Source organism: Erythrobacter sp. (assembly GCF_011765465.1).
Classification (GTDB): Bacteria; Pseudomonadota; Alphaproteobacteria; order Sphingomonadales; family Sphingomonadaceae; genus Erythrobacter.
This window is the reverse complement of record NZ_CP050265.1, coordinates 1,222,848-1,248,881: the sequence shown is the minus strand read 5'-3', so window position 1 is coordinate 1,248,881 and position 26,034 is coordinate 1,222,848. Positions and strand designations below refer to the sequence as shown.

Here is a 26,034-nt window from a genome sequence, read left to right as displayed (position 1 = left end):
ATATGTCTCGCCTGTCCTCCTCGCGCGCATCCGGCGAAGGTCGCATCGGCGCTCGTATCGGCGGCCGTGTCGGCAATGGGCGCCGTGCGCGCCGCGGTCCGGTCGCGCCGGCCCGTGCGCGCCTCGGCCTGCTGGTCGGTGCAGCGGTGATCGCGGTGCTTGCGCTCGCCTGGATCGACGGCGGGGAGGAGCCGATCCGTCCCATAGCGGAGCCGGTCGAGACCCCGGTCGCGGTTGCCTCGGGGGAGGGCGCGCGATGAAAACGATGCGCGGGGCCGCCGGGGCGGCGGCATTCGCCATTGCGGGGGCGCTCGCCGCTGCGCTGCTTGGCGGAGGGCTGGGGGCGCAGAGCCGGCCCGAATCGCTGCTGCCGCCGGGCTTCGACGATCCCGCGCCCACGCCTTCGCCGACCCCTGCGCCGAGTGCCCCGCGAGCTGCGCCGCCCGTCGCCGCGCCGACTGTCGCGCCGCGCCCTGCGCCCGCTCCGGGCGAAGGGGACAGCGCCGCCTCGCCCGGAGCGGGCGATGCCGCCCGGCCGGTCCCGCAGCTTTCGCCCGAACAGCTCGCTGCGCTCCCGTCGATCGAGGAACTCGAAGAGCTTTCGCCCGACGAACTGGACGACCTGCTCGGCCTCAAGCCCAAGTTCGACATCCCGCCCGCCGCGCGCCGTTCGCTGGCCGAGGTCGGCGTGATCTCGCCGGAAGAAGGCGGCTTTGCCACCGGCTCCTTCGCACGCCAGCCCGCTTCGCTCGTGCGCGCGGTGATCGCCGGGACCGACACGCGGCTCGTCTCGCGCTGGGGGCACATCCTGCTGCGCCGCGCGCTCGCCAGCCGCCTTGCCGCGCCCGAGGGTATGGACCCGGTCGAGTTCGCCGCGCTGCGTGCCGGGCTGCTGAACCGAATGGGCGAGCCGATGGCCGCGCGCGCGATCGCGCAGGATGTCGATACCGCTAATTGGGATGCGGCGCTCACTAACGAGGCGCTTGCCGCCTATGTCGCGCTGACTGATTTCACCGGCGCGTGTCCTGCCGTCCGCCTGCAGGGGTCCGTGCGGGAGGATGCGCAATGGGTTTTGTGGCAGGCGATCTGCAATGCATATGCGGGCGAGGACGTGCTGGCCGCCGCGCAACTCGATCGCGCTCTCAATCAGGGGATCGCACCGCGCATCGACGTGCTGCTGGCGCGGCGTTACGCGGGCGCGGCCGGGCGCGGTCGGCGTGCGGTGGAGATTGAGTGGGACGAGGTCGAGGAATTGAGCCCGTGGCGCTTCGGGCTTGCGACCGCCCTGGGCGAGCCCGTTCCCGAGCGGCTGATGGAAGGCGCCGGGGCCTATTACGCGCTCGCCGCCGCGCCCGCCCCGCAGCTTTCGCCCGCCGACCGCCTCGCCTTCGCCGGGGAAGCGGCGGCGAGCGGTGTGTTCTCGGCCGATGCGATGGTGAACCTCCTGAGCCAGGTCTATGCCGATCCGCAGGTCGGCGGCGATCCCGCCGCGCGCGCCGGGGCGCTGCGCGAAGCCTATCTCGCGCCCGCGCCCGCCGACAGGGTCGCGGCGATGCGGCGGCTGTGGGGCGAGGGCGACGCGCCCGATTACGGCGCGATCGTCGCGACTGCCTACGCCGCTGCGCGCATCCCCGCCAACGCAGACCTCGCCGAGGCTGCGGGCGATCTCATCGCCTCGATGCTCACCGCCGGGCTCGACCGCGATGCCGCCGCGTGGCGCGGCGCGGTGGAAGAGGGCAGCATGGGCTGGGCGCTGGTCGCGCTGGCCGATCCCGGAGGCGGCCGGGCGAGCGAGGGCGCGGTCGATGCCTTCGTCGACCAATACGAGGACGCGAGCCCGCGCAAGGCGGCCTTCCTTGTCGCCGGGCTTGCCGGACTGGGCCGCATCGCCGATGCCGAGCGCGACGGCTTCGCCTCAAGGCTCGGCATTGATCTTGTCCGCCGCAGCCGCTGGAGCGCGACGATCGAACGCGCCGCCGAGGTCCGCAACCCGGCGCTCGTCGCGCTGCTCGCCGGGCTCGGGATGCAGGGCGAGAGCTGGGCGCAGATGACCCCGCGCCACCTCTATCACATCGTCAGCGCGCTGAACCGCGTCGGGCTCGAAGCCGAAGCGCGGATGATCGCGGCGGAAGCCGTCGCCCGCGGCTGAGCGTGTCGCGGGCAACGGACGCCTTCCTCGATATGCTGGCGAGCGAGCGCGGCGCGGCGGCTAACACGCTTGCCGCCTATGCCCGCGACCTCGCGCAGGCCGAGGATGCCATTGGCGACCTTGCGAGCGCGCCGCGGGCCAAGGTCGCGCAGCTCGCCGGGGCATGGAGCTCGCTCGCGCCGTCCACGGCGGCGCGCAAGGCGTCGGCGCTCAGGCAATTCTTCGGCTTCGCGCTGGACGAGGGCTGGAGGGCGGACGATCCGTCGGGCGCGCTGCCCGCCCCGCGCACGCGCCGCCCGCTGCCCAAGGTCCTCGGCCACGAGGCGGTGGACGCGCTGTTCCAGACCGCCGAGCGCGAGGCCGAAAGCGGCAAGGTCGAGGCGGTGCGGCTGCTCGCGCTGATCGAACTGCTCTACGGGTCTGGCCTGCGGGCGAGCGAACTGGTTGCGCTTCCGGTGAGCGCCGTGCCGCGCGATGCGCCGCTGCTGACGGTGACGGGCAAGGGCGGGACCACCCGCATGGTCCCGGTGAGCGCGCGCGCCGCCGAGGCGATTTCGCGGTGGCGCAAGGCGCGCGGGGACGATCCCTCGCGTTTCCTCTTCCCATCGCGCGGCAAATCGGGCCATCTCACCCGCGTGCGCCTGTTCCAGCTCTTGAAGGCGCTCGCGGTGCGCGCCGGGCTCGATCCGGCGGGCGTTTCCCCGCACGTGCTGCGCCATGCCTTCGCCACCCACCTGCTCGAAGGCGGGGCGGACCTGCGGATGCTGCAGACCCTGCTCGGCCATGCCGACATCGCGACCACGCAGATCTACACCCATGTCGATGCCGCGCGGCTCGTCGAACTGGTGAATGCGCGTCATCCGCTGGGCGGCAGGAGCGCATGAGGCTTGCCCAGCGCGCAACATCCCGATAGCGCCATGCGGGATATGTCCAAGGTTTCCTATCTCGACTTCGAAAAGCCGGTGCAGTCCATCGACGAACGCATCGCCGCGCTGCGCACGGTGGATGCCGAACACGATGTCGATGTCGCGCAGGAAATCGCCCGGCTCGAAGCGAAGAGCGCGGACCTGCTGGCGAGCACCTATGCCTCGCTCACCCCGTGGCAGAAGACGCAGGTCGCCCGCCACCCGCAGCGCCCCCATTTCCGCGACTATGTCGAGCACGCCTTCGAGGAATTCGTGCCGCTGGGCGGCGACCGGCTCTATGGCGACGATCAGGCGATCATGGGCGGTTTCGCCAAGCTCGACGGGCGCCGGGTCATGCTGATCGGCCATCAAAAGGGCAACGACACGCAAAGCCGGATCAAGCACAATTTCGGCATGGGCAAGCCCGAGGGCTATCGCAAGGCGATCCGCCTGATGGAGCTCGCCGGGCGATTCGGCCTGCCGGTGGTCACGCTGGTCGACACCTCGGGCGCCTTTCCGGGGATCGAGGCGGAAGAGCGCGGCCAGGCCGAAGCCATCGCCCGTTCAACCGAGGCGTGTCTCGCGCTGCGCGTCCCGATGGTCGCCGCGATCGTGGGCGAGGGCGGTTCGGGCGGCGCGGTCGCTCTCGCCAGTGCCGAGCGGGTGCTGATGATGGAGCACGCGGTCTATTCGGTGATCTCGCCCGAGGGATGCGCTTCGATCCTGTGGCGCACGGCGGAGAAGGCACCCGAGGCGGCCGAGGCGATGAAGGTGACGGCCCAGCATCTCAAGCGCCTGAAGGTTATCGACCGGATCGTGAAGGAACCCGCAGGCGGCGCGCATCGCGGACCCGCAGCGGCGGCGAAGGCGCTGGGCAAGGCGATCGCGGAGGAGATCGACGGGCTATCCGGCCTCTCTGTCGAGGCGCTCATCGCCAAGCGCGAGGACCGCTTCCTGCAACTGGGCGGCTAGGGCCTGCCCAAGGCGGGGCGCGGCCTTCTCGAAACTTCCCGGCGCGCGGTGTATTGGTTAACCATCACGACCCGGCGAGGCTGGAGAGGAGGCCCGAAACCCATGTTCCGCAGATCGAAATTCGCCCGCAGCCTGAAATTCGCAGCCGTATCGGCAGGCGCGCTCGCGCTGACGGGATGCGTAGGCATGGGCGGGGAGATTCCCAGTGCCTCGACGCCGATCACTCCGGCCGAGGCGCAGCAGGGGGCGAAATACCATCCCCAGTTCCTCGACCAGTTCGGCGGCGCGATGCGCGGGCCCCAGGCGGCCTATGTAGAACAGGTCGGCAAGGGCATCGCGGTCCATTCCGGGCTTGGCAATGCGCGCGAAAGCTTCACCGTCAGCCTGCTCAATTCGCCGGTCAACAACGCCTTCGCGATCCCCGGCGGCTATATCTACACGACCCGTCAACTGGTGACGCTGATGGACAATGAGGCGGAACTCGCAGCCGTGCTCGGCCACGAGGTCGGCCATGTTGCCGCGCGCCATTCGCAGCGCCGCCAGCAGGCCGCGCAGAGGAATTCGATCCTCGGCATTCTCGGCGCGATCGGCAGCTCGATCCTGCTCGGCGATTCGGGGCTGGGCGACACGCTTTCGCGCGGGTTCCTGCAGGGCTCGCAGCTGCTCACGCTGAGCTATTCGCGCAGCCAGGAGATCGAGGCCGACAATCTCGGCATCCTTTACCTGACACGCGCCGGTTACGATCCGCGCGCGATGGGAACGGTGCTGGCGAGCCTTGCCGCGCAGAATTCGCTCGAGGCCCGGATACAGGGGCGCAACGCCTCGATTCCCGAATGGGCCTCGACCCACCCCGATCCGGCAAGCCGGGTGCAGGCCGCGCTCGCCAAGGCGCGTCCGCTCGCGCCGGGCCAGCTCAATCGCGACACCTTCCTAACCCGGATCGACGGGCTGCTCTACGGCGACGACCCAGAGCAGGGGATCATCGAGGGGCAGAGTTTCATCCACCCGGACCTGCGCCTCGCCTTCACCGTGCCGCAGGGCTATTACATGGTGAACGGCACGCGCGCGGTGAGCATCAACGGGCAGGTCGGGCAGGCGCAGATGTCGACCGGGCCTTATACCGGCGATCTCGACCGCTACGTGCGCGGCGTGTTCTCGGCAATCGCGGGTCAGAACCAGACGATCAACCCACAGGAGCTGCGCCGCACGACGGTGAATGGCCTGCCCGCCATGGTCGGCACGGCGCGGGTCAACGCGCAAAACGGCGCGATCGACGTGGTCGTCTATGCCTATGAATTCAGTCGTGACCGCGCGTTCCATTTCGCCGCGGTCACGCCGGCGGGCCGGGCGGGGGTGTTCGCCCCGATGTTCCAGTCGATGCGCCGCATCTCTTCGCAGGAAGCGGCCAATGTCGTGCCCAAGCGGATCGACGTGGTGACGGTCGGCCGCGGCGACACCATCGCGAGCCTTGCGCGGCGCATGGCCTATCGCAATGCGCAGGAAGAACGCTTCCGTGTGCTCAATTCGCTGGGTCAGGGCGACCGGCTGACGCCCGGACAGAAGGTCAAGATCGTGGTGCGTGCCCGCTGAGGCGACCCGTCCCGCCGGCCCCGCCTTTGAAGCGCGAACGAAAAGGGGCGGCAGGTTGCCCTGCCGCCCCTTGCGTTTCTCCCGAAGGAGATCCGGCTTAGTTCTGCGGAGCCATTTCGTCCGAAACGGTGTTGAACGTGCTCTCGAGGTTGTTGCCGAGCGTGGTCATCGCGGTGATCGCGGCGACGGCGATCAGAGCGGCGATCAGGCCGTATTCGATGGCGGTGGCGCCCTGTTCGTCACGGACGAGGTTCTTGAAGAAGGTCATGTCTGGTCTCCTGGTTTAGGTCTTCGGTACCCGTACCCGTCCGATTGCTCGAACGGGCCATCTGCGAGATAATGAGAAGCTTCTAAAAAATTCCTAATTCCGGACCTTTCGAGAAACTTAATTGCCCATTGCCTCATTCGACGCGGCCTGAACGCGGTTCCACAGATTGTCGTTCTCGTTGGCGACCGCCTGGAACGAAGCGACTGCTGCAATCACGATAAGGCTCACGATCAGGCCGTATTCGACGGCGGTGGCTCCTGACTTGTCGTTCCCGATGTGCTTAAGGAGGTTCGTCAAAATCATGGTGACACCTGTCGTCGTCTTCCTGACAGCGCCAGAAATCCGCCCAGACATTTAAGAAAAGGTTGATGGGGCGCTCGTGGCTGAAAAAAATCCCGACAATGCGCTCGCCTGGATCGCGGTGAGCGCAGGCGCGCTGCAGCGCGCGGACGGGCGCTGGCTGATGCACCGCCGCCCCGCCGGAAAGCATCACGCAGGGCTCTGGGAGTTTCCCGGGGGTAAGGTAGAACCTTCTGAAAAACCTACGGAATGTCTCGTAAGGGAATTGCGCGAGGAGCTCGGTATCGGGCTCGATACAATCAATCTTGTTCCCGCCGGGTTCGCCGAGGGCGCGGGCGAGAACGCGGGAAGCGCGATTGTAATCCTCCTTTACACCGCGCGCAGGTGGGAAGGCGAGCCGCAGGCGCTCGAGGGCGGGGCGGTCGGCTGGTTCACGCCCGCGGAGATCGCCAGGCTCGACAAGCCCCCGCTCGATTCCCTGCTCGCCGCGCAGCTCTTCGGCGGGGTCGGGGCTGCGTGACGCACAAACTGGCAGGAAGGGATTGCCAAGCCGCGCGCAGCCCCTTATGTGCCGCCCCTCACCGCGCGCCAGTAGCTCAGCTGGATAGAGTACCTGACTACGAATCAGGCGGTCGGAGGTTCGAATCCTTCCTGGCGCGCCAAGAAAGCCCATCCCGCAAGGGGTGGGCTTTTTTGGTGGGTCATAGGTCGGAGGCGAGCCCGTCCGGAGTCGGAGGCGAGCCCGTCCGGAGTCGGAGGCGAGCCCGTCCGGAGTCGGAGGCGAGCCCGTCCGGAGTCGGAGGCGAGCCCGTCCGGAGTCGGAGGCGAACCCGTTCGGAGTCGGAGCGTGGCAGGGATGGGGCGGCGGCAGCCCGACCCTACCCTTCCTCGCGTCCCCCGGGCGTTCAGGCCGCTTTCGTGGTCAGGCCCGCCGCGCGGCGAACGTCGCCTGCGAAAAACGCGCGCAAGTTCGCCACCACCTCGGTCCGCGACGGGAAAGGATGCGCTGCGCCTTCCGCCCTGCCGAGAAAGGCGAGCGAGCATTCGCGCGCGCAGTCATAGTCGCTCAGCGCGTCGCCCACGAACAGGCAGCGGCGAGCGCGTCATCGCTCCCTCCCTCTGCGAACGCCGCATCCTCGCGGTACAGCGCGTGAAGCGCGCAGGCGATGCGGTAATCCTCGTGGGTGTCGATATCGACCCCGGCGAGCTTGGGCAGGCGGTGGAGCAGCGGGCGTGTCCCCAGGAAATAGCCGCGTTCGAGCATGAGGACGCGCGCGGCCATGTAGAGGCTGTTGGTGACGCGCCACCAGTCGGGCAGGTCGTGCGAGATCGTATGGTCGCGGCTCGCCGAGTAATTGAGCGGGCCCGAGGGCGACCAGTAATAGTCAAGAGCCTCGTTCACGCCGAGCAGCGTATCGTGGTTTCCGCCGGTCATGCGGGAACCTTTCCGGCCCATTCGCTGTGGTGCTCGAGCGCGGGCTGCCAGCGTGCGGGATCGACCGGCTCGAAGGCGCGCGCCTTGCCCAACGCAAGGTCGCCGGCAAGGTCGGTGACATCGTCATAGGCATTGACCCATGCGCCGGTCGCAAAGCGCGAGAGCCGGGCAATGGGCGTGCCCCAGAAGGCGGCCGCCGACCAGCTTTTCGAATTGCCGACGACGAACCCGTCGCAATAGCGGGCAAGCGCCAGGGTGGTGAGCCCGTGAATCTCGTCGCCGGGGATGAGCCGGACCTTTCCGCGTTGCTCGAACACGGCGGAAACGACCGCGGAGGTATCGCCGTAGAGTTCGGTCAGGGGATGGTTCGTCACGGCGAGGATCGTGTCCTCGCCAAGCTGGTGCGCGACCTGTTCGATCATGGCCGCGTTGCCGGGAAAGGCGTGATGCTGCGAGAAGCAATTCTCCTCGTGCTCGTATTCGAGCGGCATCGCGATCACGCGCTTTGCGTTCTCGAGGCCATGCCTGGCGAGGAAGTCCTCACGAGGCGGAAGCGGATGCGGCCATGCCAGCACGTCGTGCAGTTCATCGGCATATCGGGCGAGCAGGCGCGCGTTCTCGGGATAAAGCGGACGTGGCCGGGGTAAAGGGCCGGGGTCGCCGTGTCCGCGCTCCGGCACAAGGTGAGGTCGGGCGCGATGAAGTTCACCAGTTCGAGAAGTTCGCCGATACCGCTGGCATCGCTTCGCAGGACAGGATGGTCGGGGCCGTCGAGAACGTGCCAGCGCACCTCGGGCAGCGCTGCGAGCAGGGGTATGTGACGGGCATCGAGCCCGGTGCCGCGCCACAGCGGCGGGACCATCACGTGGACCTCGTGTTCCTCGCTGCAGCGCGCAATGACGTGGTGTATGATGTTTTCGAACCACCATGGCGTTGTCGCCGGGAGGTAAAAGAGAATCCGCAGCCTCTCTTCCCGTCCGATGTGCGGCCCTCGCGGGTTCGGTTCCATGCGCCGTGCCTCCTTGCCTTGGCGGATTGAGGCGCGAGCCTTGCCAAACCTGATGGCAATGGCGGGAAGCCACGGGAAAAGGGAGCGCGCGGCAGGGCGATGCCGGCCGCCCGGCAAAAGCGTGCCGTCCTCAACCCATCGCAGCGGCTTCTCAGTCCCCGGCGGCGTCCTCGAGCGCGTGCATATCCTCGTCGGAAAAGCCGAAATGGTGGCCCGCCTCGTGGATCACGACATGGCGCACCAGTTCGTCGAAGCCGACGCCGGTTTCCTCCATTTCGCGCAGGAGCGGCTGGCGGAACAGGCTGATGACGGGCGGCATTCGCGGCGTGTCCCAGACCGACTGGTCGGGCAGCGGCACGCCTTCGTAAAGGCCCGAAAGATCCCAACGGTCGCCCATCCCGACCGAGGCGAGCTGCTCGTCATCGGCGAATTCCTCGATCCGCAGCACCACTTCGGCGAGCGGTTCGCGGAATTCGGGCGGCAGGCGCGCGATCACCCGGCGCGCGGCGCGCTCGAAATCTAGCGGAGAGGGAACTTCACGGGACACGACGTGTTCTTAGCAACCTATGTCAATATTGGCGGTGCAATCCGCCGCCTGCGGCCTATATATGGCCTGAATTATGGGGTTTAAGCCGCAAACACACCTTTCTTCGCGCCGGCGTGCCGCATGGTCCAGCGCTTTGGCGGGGTTTGCGCAGCCTGTTTGCCGCGATCCCGAACTCCGCATCCAAGCCGCGTTTTCATCCGTAAACGCTCATGGCTCCTCGAATTGGAAAGATTGCTATCGATGAATTGCCTCGGCCCCGACGACGATTTCGACCCCGACAACCCGCTCGGCAAGCCCGACGTTCCCGAGGACGTGCAGGACGCGATCCGTACACTGCTGCGCTGGGCGGGCGACGATCCGGAACGCGAGGGCCTGCTCGACACGCCGAAGCGGGTGGGGCGGGCATGGCTCGAATACTGCTCTGGCTACCAGGAAGACCCGGCGATCCACCTTTCGCGCGTGTTCGAGGAAGTCGGCGGCTATGACGAGATCGTGCTTCTGAAGGACATCCCCTTCCAGTCGCATTGCGAACACCACATGGCTCCGATCACCGGCAAGGCCCATATCGCCTACCTGCCCGACAGCCGGGTGGTCGGCATTTCCAAGCTCGCCCGCGTGCTCCATGGCTTCGCCAACCGGTTGCAGGTGCAGGAACGCCTTACCGCCGAGGTCGCGCAGTGCATCTGGGACAATCTCGAACCGCAGGGCGTGGCCGTCGTGATCGAGGCACAGCACGGCTGCATGACCGGGCGCGGCGTGAAGACGCACGGCGTCGAGATGGTGACGAGCCGGATGCTCGGCTGCTTCCTCGAGGACCCGCGCAGCCGCAAGGAAGTCATGAGCCTGATGGGCTACTGAGCCCGCCGGCCAAGGCGCACGAAAAAGGGGCGGGCCGCGATCATGCGGTCCGCCCCTTTCGTTGCGGCCTCTGGAGTGAGCCGGATTACATCCCGTCGACGCTTTTCGAAACGAGGATGTTGACCGCCACGCGGCGGTTCTGCGCGCGGCCCGCCTCGGTCGAATTGTCGGCCGCGGGATCGGCGGTCGCCATGCCGGTGGGGGTGAGCATCCGCCACGGCTTCCAGCCGCATTCCTGCTGGAGGAAATTGGTCACGCGGCCCGCGCGGCGCTCGCTCAGTTCCTGGTTGATTTCGTAGGTTCCGGTCGTGTCGGTGTAGCCGACGACGAGCAGAAGCGCGTTGTCCATCGCTTCGGCCTCGCGCGCGAATTCGCACAACTCACTGCGCGCCCGGCCCGACAGCTCGTATTTGCCGGTGTCGAAATAGACGTTGGTCGTGCCCTTGACGTTGTACTGGTCGATATCCGCGACCCGGCCGCGCAGGGCCTCGGCGACGCGCGCGTTTTCCTCGATCGCGGCACCCTGCTCGGCGAATTGCTGGCGCGTGCCCGACTGGATCATTGCCGCCGTGCGCAGGTCGCGGGCCTTGAGGTCGATGTCGCTCGCCAGCAGGCGGCGGCCCCACTGGACCGTGTCGACCTTGACCGGCAGGCCGTTCAGAAGCGCCTCGGGGCCGAGCCTGTCCTTGTCGAGACCGAGAAACCCGCCCGAGGACTTGATATCGGTCCCCGCGCCGACCGAGATGATCGTCTCGCTTCCGTCGGTGCTTGTGACCTGGATCGCCGAGCCGTTGCGCGCGGTGATCACGCCTTCGACCTTCGGTCCTTCGGGCAGGCCCGAAAGATCGGCCGGCGGCGAGCCGTAGACGGTCGCGAGCGTGCCCTCGCGCGCGTCGGGCTGCTCCTGCGGGATCTCCCCGCGCATATCGGTATCCTGGGCGAATGCACCCGAAAGCGGCAGCGCCAGCGCTCCTACCAGCAGCGCGGACCCGGCCCGCTTCGAAATGACACTCATGGCTTTCCTCCTACTGTCGGTGCGGAGCCCCGCTGCGGGGCTCTTCGCGCACCGTCCAAGACTTGCGGCCTCACGTGCCGCGTCGAACAATGGGCCGCCCGGTTGGTGGGGGCAAGCTTGCTCGGCGATGAATCCCCCGCCCGGGACGTGCGCCGCGCGGGGCGATGCGGGCGGGGCTTGCGGCGAGGCGATTGGCATGGCCCCGCCACAAGAGGGTTTGCGATGGGCCGGAATCCGTCCTAGCAAGGGCCCCGCTGTCATCCGCAACCCAATGAGGGAGTTTGCCACCATGGCCCGACCCACGACTTTCCGCCCGATCGCCTCTTCCATCGCGCCTTCGATCGCGATCGCCGCTTTCGCCGGCCTGCTCGCCGGTTGCGGCGGCGACGCTCCCGAAGCCGAAACCGATCTGACCTCGCCGTTGATCGACGAGCGGCACGAGAATTTCGAAAGCATCGGCGATGCCTTCAAGGCGATCCGCGGCCAGCTCGAAAGTGGCGAGCCCGATTACGCGGTGATCCTGTCGAATGCGGAGGACATCAACCAGCGCGCCGGCAATATCGAGGCGCATTTCGCCGAGGAAACCGCGCGCGAGGACGGCTACGACACCGAGGCGCTGGCCGCGATCTGGCAAAAGCCCGAGGAATTCGCCGCCGCGACCGTCAAGCTGCAGGAAACCAGCGCAGCGCTGGTCGAGGCCGCCGGGACCGAGGAGATGGCCACGGTCGGCGCAGCGGTGAAGGAAATGGGCGGGGCGTGCAAGAACTGCCACGATCAGTTCCGCTACGACGACGAGAAGTAAGGGCATGAGCGAGCCCGCTGACGCGGGTCCGGGCTCCCCGCACCGGGTGAAGGTGTGGGATCCGATCGTGCGTCTGTCGCACTGGAGCTTCGTCGTCCTGATCCCGGCAATGTGGTGGACGGCGGAGAATTCCGAGTGGGGCTGGCACAAGCGGCTCGGCCTTGTCCTGCTGGGTATCCTGACGCTGCGTGTGCTGTGGGGCTTTGTCGGCCCGCGCACCGCCCGCTTTGCCGATTTCCTGCGCACGCCAGGCACGGTGCTGGCCTATTTTCGCGGCGAGAGCGGGGCGGGGGCGCCTCGGGCCGGGCACAACCCGGCGGGCGGGTACAGCACGCTTGCGCTGCTGCTGGTGATGCTGGCGCAGGTGTCGATGGGGCTGTTCGCGGGCGATCCCTTCGACGGGATGACCGGGCCGCTGAGGCCGCTGGTTGGCGTGATGACCGCCGACACGATCACCGAGGTGCACGAGACCTTCTTCTATGTCGTGCTCGCCTTCGTCGTGCTGCATATCGCGGCGATTATCTTCTACGAGGCGATCAAGCGTGAGCACCTTGTTGGCGGGATGATCACGGGCAGCCGCGCGGTTCCGCCGGGCGAGGAGGGGATCGGAGCCTTGCCGGTGGCGCGGGCGCTCGCAGCGGTGCTGCTCGCGGGCGGCTTTGCGTGGTGGATCGCGCAAGGCGCGCCGCCGCTGACCTGACGCGAAAAAAGGGGCGCTCCGCCGTGCCGGGGAGCGCCCCTCTCGCTTCGCTCCGGCGCGCCTCAGAGCTGGCCGAGCATATATTCCGCGCTCGAGACCTTGTAATCGCCCGGCGCTTCGACATTGAGCTGTTCGACCACGCCGTCGTTGATGACCATCGAGAATCGCTGCCCGCGCTTGCCCATGCCGAAGCCCGAGCCGTCCATGGTGAGGCCCAGCGCCTCGACGAAATCGCCGTTGCCGTCGGCGAGCATGGTGATGTCCGACGAACCGCCCGCCTCGTTCCACGCCTGCATGACGAAGGCATCATTGACCGCCGTGCCGCAGATCTCGTCGATGCCCTTGGCCTTGAGATCGGCAGCTTTTTCCACGAAGCCCGGCAGGTGCTTGGCCGAACAGGTCGGGGTGAAGGCGCCGGGGACCGAGAACAGCGCGACCTTCTTGCCGGCGAAGTAGTCGCCCGACTGGACCTGCTGCGGGCCGTCGGGGGTGGCTTTCACCAGGGTCACGTCGGGCAGTTTGTCGCCTACCGAAATCGTCATGGAATTACTCCCTTTCCTCATGGGTGGAACGCGGACGTGGTATAGCGGCTTGCGCGGGGCTGCCAACCACCGCAATCGAGAGGCGGAGCGGCCAAGAGAACTTGCATGGTCGGCTTCATTCGCGCATTTTCACATATAAAGATAACTTTATATTGCCCCGATGCGCCGCCCTCGCTATGGGCCTCGCCAAGACGGCGGAGTGAATGCACTACGTCAACCAAAGTCCGTCCCAAGGAGACCGCTTCATGGCAACCGCCACTGCAACGCCCGCAATCGAATACAAGATCAAGGACATCGGCCTTGCCCAGTTCGGCCGCGACGAGATCGCCATTGCCGAGACCGAAATGCCGGGCCTCATGGCCCTGCGCGAGGAATATGGCAGCGCCAAGCCGCTCAAGGGCGCGCGCATCACCGGCAGCCTGCACATGACGATCCAGACCGCGGTGCTGATCGAGACCCTGATCCACCTCGGCGCCGAAGTGCGCTGGGCGACCTGCAACATCTTCTCGACCCAGGACCACGCCGCCGCCGCGATGGCCGATCGCGGCGTTCCGGTCTTCGCGATCAAGGGCGAGAGCCTTGCCGATTACTGGGACTATGTCGGGCGCATCTTCGACTGGTCGAGTGAAGGCGATCCCGATCTCACCGCCAACATGATTCTCGACGACGGCGGCGACGCCACCATGTTCGCGCTGTGGGGCGCGCGGCTCGAAGCGGGCGAGGAAATGCCGCCGCCCGCCAATGCCGAGGAAATCGAGATGCAGCGCGCATTGAAGGCTTTCGTCAAGGAAAAGCCGGGCTATCTCACCAAGACCGTCAAGACCGTGAAGGGCGTGTCCGAGGAGACCACCACCGGCGTCATGCGGCTCTATCAGATCGCCAAGCAGGGCAAGCTTCCTTTCCCGGCGATCAATGTGAATGACAGCGTGACCAAGTCGAAATTCGACAACCTCTACGGCTGCAAGGAATCGCTGGTCGACGCGATCCGCCGCGCGACCGACGTGATGCTGGCCGGCAAGGTCGCCTGCGTCGCGGGCTATGGCGATGTCGGCAAGGGTTCGGCCGCGAGCTTGCGTGACGGCGGTGCGCGCGTGATGGTCACCGAAATCGACCCGATCTGCGCGCTTCAGGCGGCGATGGACGGTTTCGAGGTCGTCTCGATGGACGAAGCGGTCAAGCGCGCCGACATCTTCGTGACCGCCACCGGCAACGAGGACGTCATCACCGGCGAACACATGAAGGCGATGAAGCACATGGCGATCGTGTGCAACATCGGCCACTTCGACAGTGAGATCCAGATTTCCGCGCTCGACAATTACGAGTGGAAGGAGATCAAGGAAGGCACCGACATGGTGACCAAGCCCGACGGCAAGAGCCTGCTGGTCCTTGCCAAGGGCCGGCTCGTCAATCTCGGCTGCGCCACCGGCCACCCGAGCTTCGTGATGAGCGCGAGCTTCACCAACCAGACGCTCGCGCAGATCGAGCTGTTCACCAAGGCGGACGAATACGAGAACGACGTCTACGTCCTGCCCAAGCATCTCGACGAGAAGGTCGCCGCGCTGCACCTTGAGAAGCTCGGCGTGGAACTGACCAAGCTTTCGCAGAAGCAGGCCGACTACATCGGCGTGCCTGCCGAAGGCCCGTTCAAGCCGGATCATTACCGCTACTGATCCCGCCCACCGCGCTAGACGAAAAGCCCTCGCGCGGTGACGTGCGGGGGCTTTTTCATGCGCGCCCTGCGCGGCGCCAGTTGCATCCTCGCCGCGCCCCGCATAGCTGGCAGGAATGGAACTCACCCCGCTCGCGCTGGTCCTGATCGGATTGCTGCTCGCCGCATGGACGGTGGGCGCGGCGGTGGTCGTCCTGCGGGCGAGCGCCAAGACCACGCGGATGCGCGCGCTGCAGAAATCCATGAAGCGGATGCAGCACCTGCTTGATGTTGCGCCCGCCGTGCCGATGCTGGTGCGGGTCGATGGGCGCGTCGAGGGCCCGGATCGGCTCGCGCGGTGGCTCGGTTTCGAAAAGATGCCGGGCTACCTCAGCGAGCTTGCGCGGGGCAAAGGGGAGGGGCTCGCGCCCGAGCAACTCGAGGCCCTGTCCGAAAAGATTCGCACCACCCAGAAAAGCGCTGCCCCCTTCCAGCTCGCTCTGACGCCGCCGGGTTCGGGTCGCAGTCTTGCCTTCGCTGGCGCTCTCGCCGATCCACAGGTCTCGCCCGGCGGCGCGGCGCTGGTGTGGGTATTCGACTTCACCGAAAGCGAGGCGGAACTGTCGCGCCTGCGCACGGCGGCGACGCGGGCCGAGGCGGATTTCGCCGCGCTCGTCGGCCTGATCGAGGCCGCACCGATGCCGATGTGGTTCCGGGCGAGCGACATGAAACTGCAGCTCGTCAACCAGGCTTATGTGGAGGCCGTCGGTGCGGCGAGCGCGGAAAAGGTCGTCGCCGCGCAGGCGGAGCTGCTCGAGGCCGAGAACGGGCGCAGCCCGGCCGAGATCGCCCGCGCCAGCCTCGAGGCGCAGGAGAAGAACGAGCGCATCGTCGCCGCGACGATCCACGGTGAACGCCGCTCGCTCAAGGTCAGCGACCTGCCGCTCGGGCGCGAGGGGGTGGCGGGTTATGCCATCGACATCGAGGAACAGCAGCAGGTCGAACGCGCTTTTCGCGCCTATCGCGAGGCGCAGCGCGCGATGCTCGATCAGCTGTCGGTCGGGGTCGCGCAGTTCGACGGGAACGAGCGCCTGGTCTTCGCCAACCTGCCTTTCACGCGCCTGTTCGGGCTCGGCGCGGAGGCCATATCCGAACGGATCGCTTTCGAACGCTTCCTCGCCGACGCGCGCGAGCGCGGCCGCACGCCCGAAGTGCGCGATTTTCCCGAATGGCGGCGCGAGCACGTCGGCTGGTTCGGCCAGCCTGCCACGCAGGAGGAAGCCTGGCCCCTGCCCGGCGGCACGCATCTGCGCATCGTGGGCCACCCGATGCCCGACGGCGGGCTTGTCCTGATAGCCGAGGACCGCACCGAACAGCTTGCGCTTTCGGCCACGCGCGACACGCTGCTGCGCACCCGCACGGCGACGCTCGACAGTCTTTTCGAGGCGCTCGCGATTTTTGCCCCGGACGGCTCGGTCCAGCTCTGGAACCGCAGCTTTGCCGGCACCTGGGGGCTCACTCCCGAATTCCTCGATACCCATCCCGGCGCGCAGGAACTGCTCGATGCCATCGCCGAGAACCTCGTGCGCCCGGCCGAGGCAGAGCAGATCGGCGCGGTGGTGCGCGCCGCGACGCTCGACCGGCGCGGGCAGGGCGGGCGGACCGAGCTCAAGGACGGGCGCACCCTGCGGTTCGCCGGGGTGCCGCTGCCCGACGGCAATGGCCTCCTCACGGTGCTCGACATCACCGATTCGCAGAAGGCCGAACAGGCGCTGCGCGAACGCGCCCGCGCGCTCGAGGAGGCGGATGCGGTCAAGGCGCGCTTCCTCGCCAACATGAGCTACGAATTCCGCACTCCGCTGACTACCATTGGCGGCTATGCCGAAATGCTGAAGAGCGGCGCCGCGGGCGAGGAGCTTGACGGCGCGGCGGGCGAATATGTCGATGCCATCCTTGCCGCTGTCGAACGCCTGACCGAGCAGGTCGAAAACGTGCTCGACCTCTCGCAGTCCGAGGCCGGCCTGCTGCCGATCACCAAGGAAGAGATCGACCTCCTCCCGCTTCTCACCGAAGTCGTTCGCGAGCGTGAGCAGGCGATCATCGGCGCGGGGCTGAGCCTCGACCTCAAAGGAAGGCGCGGGCGCAAGGTAATGGCCGACCGGCGGCAGCTGGCGCGCGCGGTGGGCAACCTGCTCGACAACGCGATCGCGGCCACGCCGGAGGGTGGACGGATCGTCATCGAGATATCCAGGCCCGGCGAAAGCGACGACTGGAGCGCTTCGATCGTCATGCGCGACAATGGCAGCGGCATGAGCAAGACCGATCTCGACCGTGCGCTCGACGGGCTCAAGCCCGACGACGAAGGCAGGATCGAGAAACGCAGCGGCCTCGGCCTGCCGCTCGCCCGACAGCTGGTCGAGGCGCATGGCGGGACGCTCTCGATCGAGAGCCGCAAGGGTGCGGGCACGACCGCGACGATCCTGTTGCCATGAGCGCAGCCGAGGCGCGCATCGAACTTCCCGACCTCGCCGCGATGGCGGGTCTGGGCGAACGCATTGCCCGCGTTCTGCGTGCGGGCGACGTGATTGCGCTTTCCGGCGGACTCGGGGCGGGCAAGACGACGCTCGCCCGCGCGATCCTGGCGAGCCTCGGCCACGAGGGAGAAGTGCCCTCGCCGACCTTCACCATAGTCGAGACCTATGACGCGCCACCCCTTGCCGTGCCGGTGGCGCACGCCGATTTCTACCGCATCGACGACCCCTCCGAACTCGCCGAGATCGGGCTCGACGATTACCGCGAGGGTGCCGCGCTGATCGCCGAATGGCCCGCGAACGCCGGCGGATTCGACCACGAACCGGCTTGCCTCTCGATCCTGCTCGAAACTGAGGATTCGGGGCGAGTGGCGACTGTGAAAGCCGGGCGCGATTGGCTAGGACGGATGCCATGACGACGCTTCCCGACGGGCTGCATGATTTCCTCGCCGAGGCCGGCTGGGCCGGGGGGACGATCGAGCCGCTTCCCGGCGATGCCTCGTTCCGGCGCTATTTTCGCCTGCGTGACGGGGAGCGCCGCGCGATGCTGATGCACGCGCCGCCCCCGCACGAAGACCCTGTGCCTTTCCTCGACGTGGCGGCGTGGCTTACCGCGAACGGGATGCGTGCGCCCGCGATCCATCACGCCGAGCCGGAGGCGGGCTGGGTCCTGCTCGAGGATTTCGGCGACGACCGGATGCGCGACTGGCTGGATGCCCGTCCCGGCGACGAGCGCGCGGCCTACGAAGCGGCGGTCGATGCGCTGGTGCAGCTTCATCGCCTCCCCCCCGGTCCCTTCGCGCCCTATGACATGGACGCCTACCTGCGCGAAGTGCGGCTGTTCACCGAATGGTATGCGCCTGCAATGGGCCTCACGGTGGACGAAGCGGGCCACGAGGCCGCGTGGCGCGAGGCGCTCGAGCCGCTGCTCGCCCGGCAGGAGCCCGGCGTGACGGTGTTGCGCGACTATCATGCCGAGAACATCATGCTGCTGGACGGCCGGTCCGGAGGGCCGCAGGGCCTGATCGATTTCCAGGACGCGCTGGTGGGGCATCCGGCCTACGACCTCGTCTCGCTGTTGCAGGACGCGCGGCGCGACGTGTCGGCCGCACTCGAGGCCGCCATGCTCGACCGCTATGCGGCGGCGACCGGGGCGCAGGACGACTTCCGCGCCGACTACGCCCGGCTCGGCGCGCAGCGCAACGCCAAGATCGTCGGCATTTTCACCCGACTTGCGAAGCGCGACCGCAAGCCGCGCTACCTCGCCATGATCCCGCGCGTGTGGGAGGCGATGGAGCGCGACCTCGCCCATCCCGCGCTGGCACCGGTGGCGCGCTGGTTCGATGCGAACATCCCGGGCGATGTGCGCCGCGCGCAGGGGGGAAAGATCGCATGAGCCTGTCGGGAGGCGCGCTCGCCAGCGACACCGCGATGGTCATGGCCGCCGGCCTCGGCAAGCGGATGCGCCCGCTCACCGCAGCCCAGCCCAAGCCGCTTGTGCGCGTGGCGGGCAAGCCCTTGATCGATCACGCGCTTGATCGGCTCGCCGATGCGGGAGTCGCACGGGCGGTGGTCAATGTCCACTACCTCGCCGACGCGCTCGAGGCGCACGTGATCGAGCGTGCGGCACCTAAAGTGACGATCTCCGACGAACGCGCGCAATTGCTCGAAACCGGCGGCGGGCTGGTCCGCGCGCGTGCGCACCTTCCCGATCCCTTCTTTTGTCTCAATGCCGACAATATCTGGCTCGACGGGCCGAAGAACGCCTTTGCCGACCTGTCTGCGCGGTGGGACCCGGAAGCGATGGACGCGCTGTTGCTGGTCGTGCCGCACGTGCGCGCGAGCAATTTCGACGGGCCGGGCGATTTCTACATGGACGCCGCCGGGCTTCTCTCGCGCCGCCGGGCGGGGCGGATCGCGCCCTTCATCTACACCGGCATCCAGCTCGTCTCACACCGCCTTCTGCGCGATGCGCCGGAAGGGCCGTTTTCGACCAACATCCTCTGGAACAGAGCGATCGAGGAAGGGCGACTCTTCGGCCTCGCCTTCACCGGGCAATGGTTCGAAGTCGGCACGCCGCAGGCCATCGCACCGACCGAAGCCGCATTGAGGGACGGCTGAACCGCCGCATGGGGGAGCGGCCGGGGCCATCCATCTATTCGATCGCAGCCCATCGCGGGTTCGCCGATGCGCTCGTCGCCGGGCTGGTCCCGCGCTACCGCCGACCGGAGGTCGGCCTTGCCCGCCTGACGCTGCTCGTGCCTTCGAGCCGCGCGGCGCGCACCATTTCCGAGGCGTTCATCCGCCTTGCCGGCGAGAACGGCGAAGCCGGCCTGCTGATGCCGCGCATGGTCACAGTGGGCGATCTCGACCTCGACGAGGCGCTGGGTGCGCTGCTCGACCCGCTGGGTGCGGGTGACATTCCGCCCGCGATCGAACCGGGGCGGCGCTGGCTCGAACTTGCCGCGCTGATCGAGCAGGAACGCGCCGGGATGGGCGAACCGCCGCTGCCCGGAACGGCGCGGCTGCGGCTTGCGCGGGACATCGCGCGGACGATGGACCGCCTGCTGGTCGAAGCGAAGGAGCCCGAAGATCTGCTGGGCGAACCGATTAGGGACTTGCTCGGCGATCTCGCAGTCCATTGGCAGACTTCGCTCCGCCTGTTCGCGCGGGTGCAGGCGCGCTGGCGCATCCGGCTTGAGGAGCTGGGCGCGGTGGATGCGCCGACGCGGCGCAACCTGCTGTTCGAGCGCGCCGCGCGGCGCTGGCGTGAAGAGCCGCCCGATACGCCGATCATCGCCGCCGGCGTGACCAGCGCCGCGCCTGCGCTTGCCCGGATGCTGCGGACAATCGCCGACCTGCCGAACGGGGCGGTGATCCTGCCCGATCTCGATCTTTCGATGGACGAGGACGCGTGGGACGAACTGGGCCGGGCCGGTGCCGCGCCCGAGCCGGGCGGCGAGATTTTCGCCCGCGGCGACGCGCTCACTCATCCGCAATACCATCTCAAGCTGTTGCTCGAACGCATGGGCGTGGCGCGCGAGGAGGTGCGTCCTTGGCATCGCCGGGGCATGGCCGCCGCCGAGCCGGAACGCAGCCGCGCGATCAGCTCGCTATTTCTCCCGCCCGAGGCGAGCCGGGCGTGGATCGACCTTGCGAGCGAGCAACGCCGCCTGTCGGGGGTGCGGCTGATGACGCTTCCCACGGTCGAGGAAGAGGCGCAGGCGATCGCCTTGCTCGTGCGCGAGGCGCTTGAGGAGCCGGAAAAGCGGATCGCTGTCGTCACAGCCGACCGGGGCCTTGCGCGGCGCGTGGTGCAGCACCTCGCGCGCTGGAACATCGTGGCCGACGACAGCGCGGGGCGGCCGCTTTCGCTGACCCCGGCGGGGCGGCTTTTCGGGCTGGTCACGGCGTTGCTCGGCGAGGGGCCGTCGCCGCTTCCGATCATCGCCGCGCTGTCGCATCCGCTGGTGCGCTCGGGCTCGGCCGAGGAGCGGCGCGCGTGGCTCGCCGCGCTGCGCCGTTTCGACCATCGCCTGCGGCGCGAAACTCTCGCGCCCGGCCTCGGCCCGCTGCGCGCCGCCGCTCTGAAGGCTGGCGTGGGCGAATGGTGGGAGGAGGCCGCGGGCCTGATCGCGCCCCTGTTCGAGCCTCTCGAAAGCGGCGAGGAGGCGCTGCCGCTCGCCGACCTGCTCGATCTCGCCGCAAAGGTTGCCGAAGCACTGTGCGGCCTTTCCGTCTGGGCGAACGAGGACGGACGCGCCCTTGCTGCCATGGTCGAGGAACTGCGCATGGACGCGCGTGCCTGCGCAACCCCCATTTCGGCGCGCGACCTCCCTCAGGTGATGCGCGAGGCGATGGATGAAATCGCGGTGCGGCCGCCCTATGGCGGACACTCGAGGGTTGCGGTGTACGGCCTGCTCGAAGCGCGCATGGCTCGCGCCGACCTCGTCATCTGCGCCGGGCTCAACGAGGGCAGCTGGCCGCAGCCGCCTTCGCCCGACCCGCTGCTCGCGCCCGGTATTCTGCGCGCGCTCGGCGTTCCGGGGGCGGAGTTCCGCATCGGGCTTGCCGCGCACGACCTTGCCGGGGCGATGGGCGCGCCGCAGGTCGTGCTCAGCCGCGCCCAGCGCGATGCCGAGGGGCCGACCCTGCCTTCGCGCTTCTGGCTGAGGGCCGAGGCGCTGCTCGGCGAGAAACTGGTCGAACGCCACCGCGAGACGCGCATCCCCGCGCTGCTCCCGCTGCTCGACCGCGCGCCCGAACCCGTGCCGCCCGCACCCAGGCCCGAACCGCGTCCCTCGGCGGAGCTACGCAAGGTGTCGATCAGCGCGACCGCGCTCGACCGGCTCCTGGGCGATCCCTACCAGTTCTACGCCCAGAAGATCCTGCGCCTCTCGCGGCTCGACCCGCTCGGCGCAGATCCCTTCGGCGACCCGGCTCTGCGCGGCACGCTGGTCCATGAAATACTCGAGGCATGGCACGCCGAACGCGCCCGCCGGCCCGATGTGAAACTGGTGGCTTTCGCGCAGGAGCGCTTTACCGCAGCGGCAGTCCATCCGCTCTTTCGCGGCCTCTGGCAGCCGCGCATCCTTGCTGCGCTTGGCTGGTTCGAGGAGCGCATGGCGGCGGACGCGGCGGAGGGGCGCAGCATCGCCGCTTGGGAGGCGAAAGGTGCGATGGAAGTCGAAGGCGTAACGGTCCACGGGCGCGCCGACCGGATCGACCGCCTGCCGGGCGGCACGCTGGCGATCGTCGACTACAAGACCGGCACCCCGCCCAGCGCGGCGCAGGTCGAGGCGGGGTTCGCCCTGCAGATGGGGATCCTCGGCCTGATCGCGCGCGACGGCGTGTTCGAAATGGGCGAGACCCGCGTGAGCGGCGATGCGACCCGTTTCGAATACTGGTCGCTCGGCCGCGATTCCAAACGCAGCAAGGATGGCCCACCCGCCTTCGGCTATGTGAAGGAGCCGGTAAGGACGGGGCGCATGAAAACCGGTGTTCCGCCCGAGGATTTCCTGCCGCACCATGAGGAAAGGCTCCGCGAAGCGATCCGCCGCTACATCAGGGGCGATGACCCTTTCCGGGCGCGCGAGAATCCGGACTATCCAGGGTATCACGACTACGATCAGCTGATGCGGCTCGAGGAATGGATCGTTTCGCTCGCACCCGGCGGTGAAGGCGACGGCGACGGGAGGGAGGGCGGCGCATGAGCGGCAAGGTCTTCCCGCTTGCCGGCAACCAGCGCGATGCGGTGAACCCGCGCGACAATGTCTGGCTTTCCGCCTCGGCGGGGACGGGAAAGACGCAGGTGCTGTCCGCGCGCGTGCTGCGTCTGCTGCTGCGCGAGGAAGTCGATCCCTCGCAGATCCTGTGCCTCACCTTCACCAAGGCGGGGGCGGCGGAAATGGCGAACCGGATCAACGCGGTGCTCGCGCGCTGGGTGCGGCTCGATGCGATCGCGCTCGCCCGCGAGCTCGACCACCTCGGCGCCGATATCGATCCGGCGACGCAGGAACGCGCGCGCACGCTGTTCGCAAGCGTGCTCGACTGTCCCGGCGGCGGGCTCAGGATCGACACGATCCATGCCTTCTCGCAATGGCTGATCGCGAGCTTCCCGCAGGAAGCCGGGCTCCAGCCCGGCGCGCAGCCGATGGACGACCGCACGCGCGAGTTGCTTGCGCGCGACGTGCTCGCCGAAATGCTCGAGGACGCGCGCGCGTCGGGCGAGACGCGCCTGACGGATGCGATCGCCGATTTCGTGACGCGCAAGGATCCCGGTGCGCTCCACGACTGGCTGCTGCGCTGCGCGAGTGCGGGCGAATTGTGGGACGGGCCCGGCGGCTGGCAGCCGCCCTTGCGCGAACGGGTGTGCAGCTTGCTCGGCATTCCCTCCGACGCTGGCGAGCAATGGGCGGCGGACGTGCTCCATCCCGATATTTTTCCCGATCACCAGCTTGTCGCAATGCTCCCCACGATGCAGGCTTGGACGGCGCAGACCGGGCGCGATTGCGCCGACTTCATCCCGCGCTGGCTTGCCGCTCCGGCCGAGGCGCGTGCGGGGCTCGTTTCGCGCTTCTTCGAGACCATCCTCACGAAGAAAGGCGAACCGCGCCAGATGAAGGCCCCGGCGAAGGAGGATCCGCAGCTTCCCGAGCGTCAGCAGGAGATCGCCGACGCGCTCGCGCTCTACCGCGAACGCTGCGCGCTCATCGGCCTTGCCGCGCTGCTCGATGACGCGCTGACCATCGGCCACGCCTTTGCGCGCCGTTGGGCCGAAGCCAAGGAGCGCGAGGGGCTGCTCGAATTCGAAGACCTCATCCGCAAGGCCGCGGCGCTGCTGTCCGGTTCGCTGTCCGCCGACTGGATCCGCTACAAGCTCGACCGGCGCTTCGACCACATCCTGATCGACGAGGCGCAGGACACGAACCGCGCGCAATGGGATATCATCGATGCTCTGATCGACGATTTCTTCTCCGGCGAGGGCGCACATGGCGACCGGCTGCGCACGATCTTCACGGTGGGCGATTACAAGCAGGCGATCTTCGGATTCCAGGGGACGAGCCCGGAGAATTTCGCCCGCGCGAAGGAGCGCGTGCGGGCCCGGATCGATGCCGCGCGGTCCAGTATCGAGAGCACGCGGACCAATCGGCGGATGCCGGAGTTCCGCGATCTCGATCTCGGACAGTCCTTCCGGACCTCTCAGCCCGTGCTCGATTTCGTCAATGCTGCAATTTCGGCGCTCGGATACAAAGCCTTCGGGCTCGACAAGGAACCGGGCGAGCACATGGGCGCGGACCGTGCGGGCCTCGTCACAATGTGGCAACCGGTCCGCGCTGCGGACGCGCTGGGCGAGCGGATGGGCGACGACGAAAGCGGCGAGGAACAGGACTGGCTGCCCCGTCACGACACGCTGCTCGCCGAGAAGATCGCAGCCCAGGTCGCCCGGTGGGTCAAGGGCGACGAGCCCTTCGTGCTGGAAAAGGGCGAGAAGCCCCGGCACGCGCAGCCGGGCGATGTCATGGTGCTGGTGCGAAAGCGCAAGGATCTCGCCGCGCAGATCGTCGCCAAGCTCTATGCCAGCGGCGTGCCCGTAGCCGGGGTCGACCGCCTGCGCCTCGGCGAACCACTCGCGGTGCGCGACCTGCTCGCAGCGCTGCGTTTTGCCGCGCAGCCGGGGGACGACCTTTCGCTCGCGAACCTGCTGGTGTCGCCGCTTATGGGGTGGAGCCAGGACGACCTCCTTGCCTTCGCGGTGCGCGATACGGGCGTGCTCTTGTGGGACCACCTGCGGCGCCACGCGGACCCCTTCGTTGCGGCGAGCGCGCAAAAGCTTCGCGACCTTCTCGCGCTGGCCGATTTCCAGACCCCGCAGGCGCTGCTGTCCTGGCTGCTGACCGGGCCCTGGCGGGGCCGGGAAAGGCTCGTCGCCCGGCTCGGGCGCGAGGCCAACGATCCAATCGATGAAGTGCTGAACGCCGCCTTCGCTTATGAGGGCGCCCACGTGCCGAGCCTTGCAGGTTTCCTCGAATGGTTCGACGCGGGCGCCACGGACCTGAAGCGCGATTCGGGCGAATCCGGCGGACAGGTGCGGGTGATGACGGTGCACGGGTCCAAGGGGCTGCAAGCGCCGATCGTGGTCCTTGCCGATGCCACAGGGGAACCGGGCAGGGGCGGCGATCTCGAGCTGGAGGACATACCCCTGGGCGAGCCGACCGGACGCATGGTCCCGTTGCCCGACCTTACCGGCGACCAGCTCTGCGGGCGAGTCGCCGAAGCGGCCGAGCGGAGCAAGCTCGCCGATATGCAGGAGCACTGGCGGCTGCTCTACGTCGCCATGACGCGTGCCGAAGAGGCGCTGTTCATCGGCGGTTCGCTGGGGCCCAGGCACGCGGAGAAAGGACCGCCCGAGGACAGCTGGTATGCCCGGCTCGCCTCGCTGTTCGACGGCGAGGCGCTGGCCGACGACATCTGGGGCGCGCGGCGCGAGATCGGGCGTCGGGCCGCGCCGCTGCTCGCTTCGAGCGATGCCGCCGCTGCCGGGATGGGCGACGTTCTCCCGGCTTGGGCGAAGGTGCCTATAGGTCCCGAACCGCGCCCGCCGCGCCCGCTCGCGCCGAGCGGGGCAGGGGAGGAAGCGAGCCCCGACCCGCCGCTGGCCGCAGGGCCGGGCGGGGCCGAGGGAGCCACGCTCGCTGCGCGGCGCGGCACGCTGATTCACCGTCTCCTCGAACGCCTGCCCGATATTCCGCCCGGCGCGCAGGAGGAGGCCGCGCTCGCATGGCTCGCGCGCCAGGCGAGCGACATCGATGAAAGCCTGCGCGCCGAAATGGTGGCGGATGCCCTGCGCGTGCTGGACGAGCCGGACTTCGCCGCGATCTTCTCGGCCCGTGCGCTTGCCGAAGTCCCGCTTGCCGCGACCATCGGCGGGATCGTGGTGGCCGGGACCGCCGACCGCCTGCTGGTCGAAGAGGCCCGCGTCACCGTGGTCGATTTCAAGACGACCCGCCGCCCGCCCGAGCGGCTCGAGGAAGTGCCCGAGGCGACTCTGCGGCAGATGGCGGCCTATGTCGCCGCGCTCGAGGCGATATATCCGGGCCGCGCAGTGCGTGCAGGCGTTCTCTACACCCACGCTCCGCTACTCATCGACCTGCCGGGCGAAACGCTCGCCCCTTTCAAGCACGCCTTGGGCGAGGCGCAGGAAAGCTATCCGTCCGCGCGTCCGATGCGGCTTGAGTGAGCGCGGATTGACCCTAGTTTGGT

At 68.3% G+C, this 26,034-nt stretch carries 25 protein-coding genes and 1 tRNA gene; 17 read left to right on the top strand and 9 right to left on the bottom strand.

Annotation, left to right across the window (positions count from 1 at the left end; genetic code table 11):
- Positions 1-2: 2 nt before the first annotated feature.
- The 5 genes from G9473_RS06035 to G9473_RS06015 all read left to right on the top strand — a co-directional run bounded on the left by G9473_RS06035 (position 3) and on the right by G9473_RS06015 (position 5,616).
- Entirely contained in the window at positions 3-260 is a 258-nt protein-coding gene (locus tag G9473_RS06035; RefSeq protein WP_291137229.1) for a hypothetical protein, read from the top strand.
- Positions 257-2,149, top strand: a complete 1,893-nt coding sequence (locus G9473_RS06030; protein WP_291137226.1) for a hypothetical protein — start codon at positions 257-259, stop codon at positions 2,147-2,149. The genes G9473_RS06035 and G9473_RS06030 overlap by 4 nt, the downstream gene beginning before the upstream one ends.
- Positions 2,150-2,181: 32 nt before the next feature.
- The gene (locus tag G9473_RS06025) at positions 2,182-3,033 is read left to right on the top strand and encodes a tyrosine recombinase (RefSeq protein WP_291138281.1); all 852 of its coding nucleotides are present in this window, start codon (positions 2,182-2,184) and stop codon (positions 3,031-3,033) included.
- 42 nt (positions 3,034-3,075) lie between these two features.
- Complete coding sequence (locus tag G9473_RS06020; protein WP_291137224.1) at positions 3,076-4,026, top strand: acetyl-CoA carboxylase carboxyltransferase subunit alpha; 951 nt, start codon at positions 3,076-3,078, stop codon at positions 4,024-4,026.
- A gap of 102 nt (positions 4,027-4,128) precedes the next feature.
- A complete protein-coding gene (locus G9473_RS06015; RefSeq protein WP_291137221.1) occupies positions 4,129-5,616 on the top strand; it encodes a M48 family metalloprotease in 1,488 nt (495 codons plus the stop codon).
- Between the two features lie 97 nt (positions 5,617-5,713).
- On the opposite strand, the gene G9473_RS06010 is transcribed toward G9473_RS06015, so the two are convergent.
- Complete coding sequence (locus G9473_RS06010; RefSeq protein ID WP_291137218.1) at positions 5,714-5,884, bottom strand: Flp family type IVb pilin; 171 nt, start codon at positions 5,882-5,884, stop codon at positions 5,714-5,716.
- Positions 5,885-6,001: 117 nt separating this feature from the next.
- The gene (locus G9473_RS06005; RefSeq protein WP_291137215.1) at positions 6,002-6,187 is read right to left on the bottom strand and encodes a Flp family type IVb pilin; all 186 of its coding nucleotides are present in this window, start codon (positions 6,185-6,187) and stop codon (positions 6,002-6,004) included.
- A 76-nt stretch (positions 6,188-6,263) separates the two neighbouring features.
- On the opposite strand from G9473_RS06005, the gene G9473_RS06000 reads away from it, so the two are divergent.
- Together G9473_RS06000 and G9473_RS05995 are read left to right on the top strand one after the other, a co-directional pair.
- Positions 6,264-6,704 (top strand): (deoxy)nucleoside triphosphate pyrophosphohydrolase, encoded by a 441-nt coding sequence (locus G9473_RS06000; RefSeq protein ID WP_291137212.1) that lies wholly within the window; start codon positions 6,264-6,266, stop codon positions 6,702-6,704.
- 65 nt (positions 6,705-6,769) lie between these two features.
- Positions 6,770-6,846, top strand: a tRNA-Arg gene (locus tag G9473_RS05995).
- Positions 6,847-7,089: 243 nt separating this feature from the next.
- Here the strand turns inward: G9473_RS05995 and G9473_RS05990 are convergent.
- From G9473_RS05990 to G9473_RS05970, 5 genes are all read right to left on the bottom strand, one after another.
- Positions 7,090-7,266 carry a hypothetical protein gene (locus tag G9473_RS05990; protein WP_291137209.1) on the bottom strand — a complete coding sequence of 59 codons (177 nt, stop codon included), beginning with the start codon at positions 7,264-7,266 and terminating at the stop codon, positions 7,090-7,092.
- Positions 7,251-7,619, bottom strand: coding sequence for a hypothetical protein (locus G9473_RS05985; protein ID WP_291137206.1), 369 nt, complete (start codon positions 7,617-7,619; stop codon positions 7,251-7,253). The genes G9473_RS05990 and G9473_RS05985 overlap by 16 nt, the downstream gene beginning before the upstream one ends.
- Positions 7,616-8,119 (bottom strand): hypothetical protein, encoded by a 504-nt coding sequence (locus G9473_RS05980; RefSeq protein ID WP_291137203.1) that lies wholly within the window; start codon positions 8,117-8,119, stop codon positions 7,616-7,618. The genes G9473_RS05985 and G9473_RS05980 overlap by 4 nt, the downstream gene beginning before the upstream one ends.
- Positions 8,116-8,628: a hypothetical protein gene (locus G9473_RS05975; protein ID WP_291137200.1), complete on the bottom strand. Its 513-nt coding sequence runs from the start codon at positions 8,626-8,628 to the stop codon at positions 8,116-8,118. The genes G9473_RS05980 and G9473_RS05975 overlap by 4 nt, the downstream gene beginning before the upstream one ends.
- Before the next feature lie 151 nt (positions 8,629-8,779).
- Positions 8,780-9,175, bottom strand: a complete 396-nt coding sequence (locus G9473_RS05970; protein ID WP_291137197.1) for a metallopeptidase family protein — start codon at positions 9,173-9,175, stop codon at positions 8,780-8,782.
- Positions 9,176-9,415: 240 nt separating this feature from the next.
- Here G9473_RS05970 and folE point away from each other — a divergent pair, with 240 nt between their 5' ends.
- Positions 9,416-10,033 (top strand): GTP cyclohydrolase I FolE, encoded by a 618-nt coding sequence (gene folE / locus G9473_RS05965; protein ID WP_291137195.1) that lies wholly within the window; start codon positions 9,416-9,418, stop codon positions 10,031-10,033.
- 85 nt (positions 10,034-10,118) lie between these two features.
- On the opposite strand, the gene G9473_RS05960 is transcribed toward folE, so the two are convergent.
- Positions 10,119-11,048 carry an OmpA family protein gene (locus tag G9473_RS05960; protein WP_291137192.1) on the bottom strand — a complete coding sequence of 310 codons (930 nt, stop codon included), beginning with the start codon at positions 11,046-11,048 and terminating at the stop codon, positions 10,119-10,121.
- A gap of 289 nt (positions 11,049-11,337) precedes the next feature.
- On the opposite strand from G9473_RS05960, the gene G9473_RS05955 reads away from it, so the two are divergent.
- Both G9473_RS05955 and G9473_RS05950 read left to right on the top strand, forming a co-directional pair.
- Positions 11,338-11,850: a cytochrome c gene (locus tag G9473_RS05955; RefSeq protein ID WP_291137189.1), complete on the top strand. Its 513-nt coding sequence runs from the start codon at positions 11,338-11,340 to the stop codon at positions 11,848-11,850.
- A gap of 4 nt (positions 11,851-11,854) precedes the next feature.
- Complete coding sequence (locus tag G9473_RS05950; protein ID WP_291137186.1) at positions 11,855-12,550, top strand: cytochrome b/b6 domain-containing protein; 696 nt, start codon at positions 11,855-11,857, stop codon at positions 12,548-12,550.
- Between the two features lie 62 nt (positions 12,551-12,612).
- Here G9473_RS05950 and G9473_RS05945 read toward each other — a convergent pair whose 3' ends face one another.
- The gene (locus tag G9473_RS05945; RefSeq protein ID WP_291137183.1) at positions 12,613-13,092 is read right to left on the bottom strand and encodes a peroxiredoxin; all 480 of its coding nucleotides are present in this window, start codon (positions 13,090-13,092) and stop codon (positions 12,613-12,615) included.
- Between the two features lie 245 nt (positions 13,093-13,337).
- Between G9473_RS05945 and ahcY the strand changes: the two genes are divergently transcribed.
- From ahcY to addA, 7 genes are all read left to right on the top strand, one after another.
- The gene (gene ahcY / locus G9473_RS05940) at positions 13,338-14,762 is read left to right on the top strand and encodes an adenosylhomocysteinase (protein ID WP_291137180.1); all 1,425 of its coding nucleotides are present in this window, start codon (positions 13,338-13,340) and stop codon (positions 14,760-14,762) included.
- A gap of 115 nt (positions 14,763-14,877) precedes the next feature.
- The gene (locus G9473_RS05935; RefSeq protein WP_291137177.1) at positions 14,878-17,232 is read left to right on the top strand and encodes a PAS domain-containing sensor histidine kinase; all 2,355 of its coding nucleotides are present in this window, start codon (positions 14,878-14,880) and stop codon (positions 17,230-17,232) included.
- A complete protein-coding gene (gene tsaE / locus G9473_RS05930) occupies positions 17,229-17,687 on the top strand; it encodes a tRNA (adenosine(37)-N6)-threonylcarbamoyltransferase complex ATPase subunit type 1 TsaE (protein ID WP_291137174.1) in 459 nt (152 codons plus the stop codon). The genes G9473_RS05935 and tsaE overlap by 4 nt, the downstream gene beginning before the upstream one ends.
- Positions 17,684-18,667 carry a phosphotransferase gene (locus G9473_RS05925; protein WP_291137170.1) on the top strand — a complete coding sequence of 328 codons (984 nt, stop codon included), beginning with the start codon at positions 17,684-17,686 and terminating at the stop codon, positions 18,665-18,667. The genes tsaE and G9473_RS05925 overlap by 4 nt, the downstream gene beginning before the upstream one ends.
- Entirely contained in the window at positions 18,664-19,392 is a 729-nt protein-coding gene (locus tag G9473_RS05920; RefSeq protein ID WP_291137167.1) for a nucleotidyltransferase family protein, read from the top strand. Before G9473_RS05925 ends, G9473_RS05920 begins: the two co-directional genes overlap by 4 nt.
- A gap of 8 nt (positions 19,393-19,400) precedes the next feature.
- Entirely contained in the window at positions 19,401-22,484 is a 3,084-nt protein-coding gene (addB, locus tag G9473_RS05915; RefSeq protein WP_291137165.1) for a double-strand break repair protein AddB, read from the top strand.
- Positions 22,481-26,011, top strand: a complete 3,531-nt coding sequence (addA, locus tag G9473_RS05910) for a double-strand break repair helicase AddA (protein WP_291137162.1) — start codon at positions 22,481-22,483, stop codon at positions 26,009-26,011. The genes addB and addA overlap by 4 nt, the downstream gene beginning before the upstream one ends.
- The last annotated feature ends 23 nt before the right edge of the window (positions 26,012-26,034 follow it).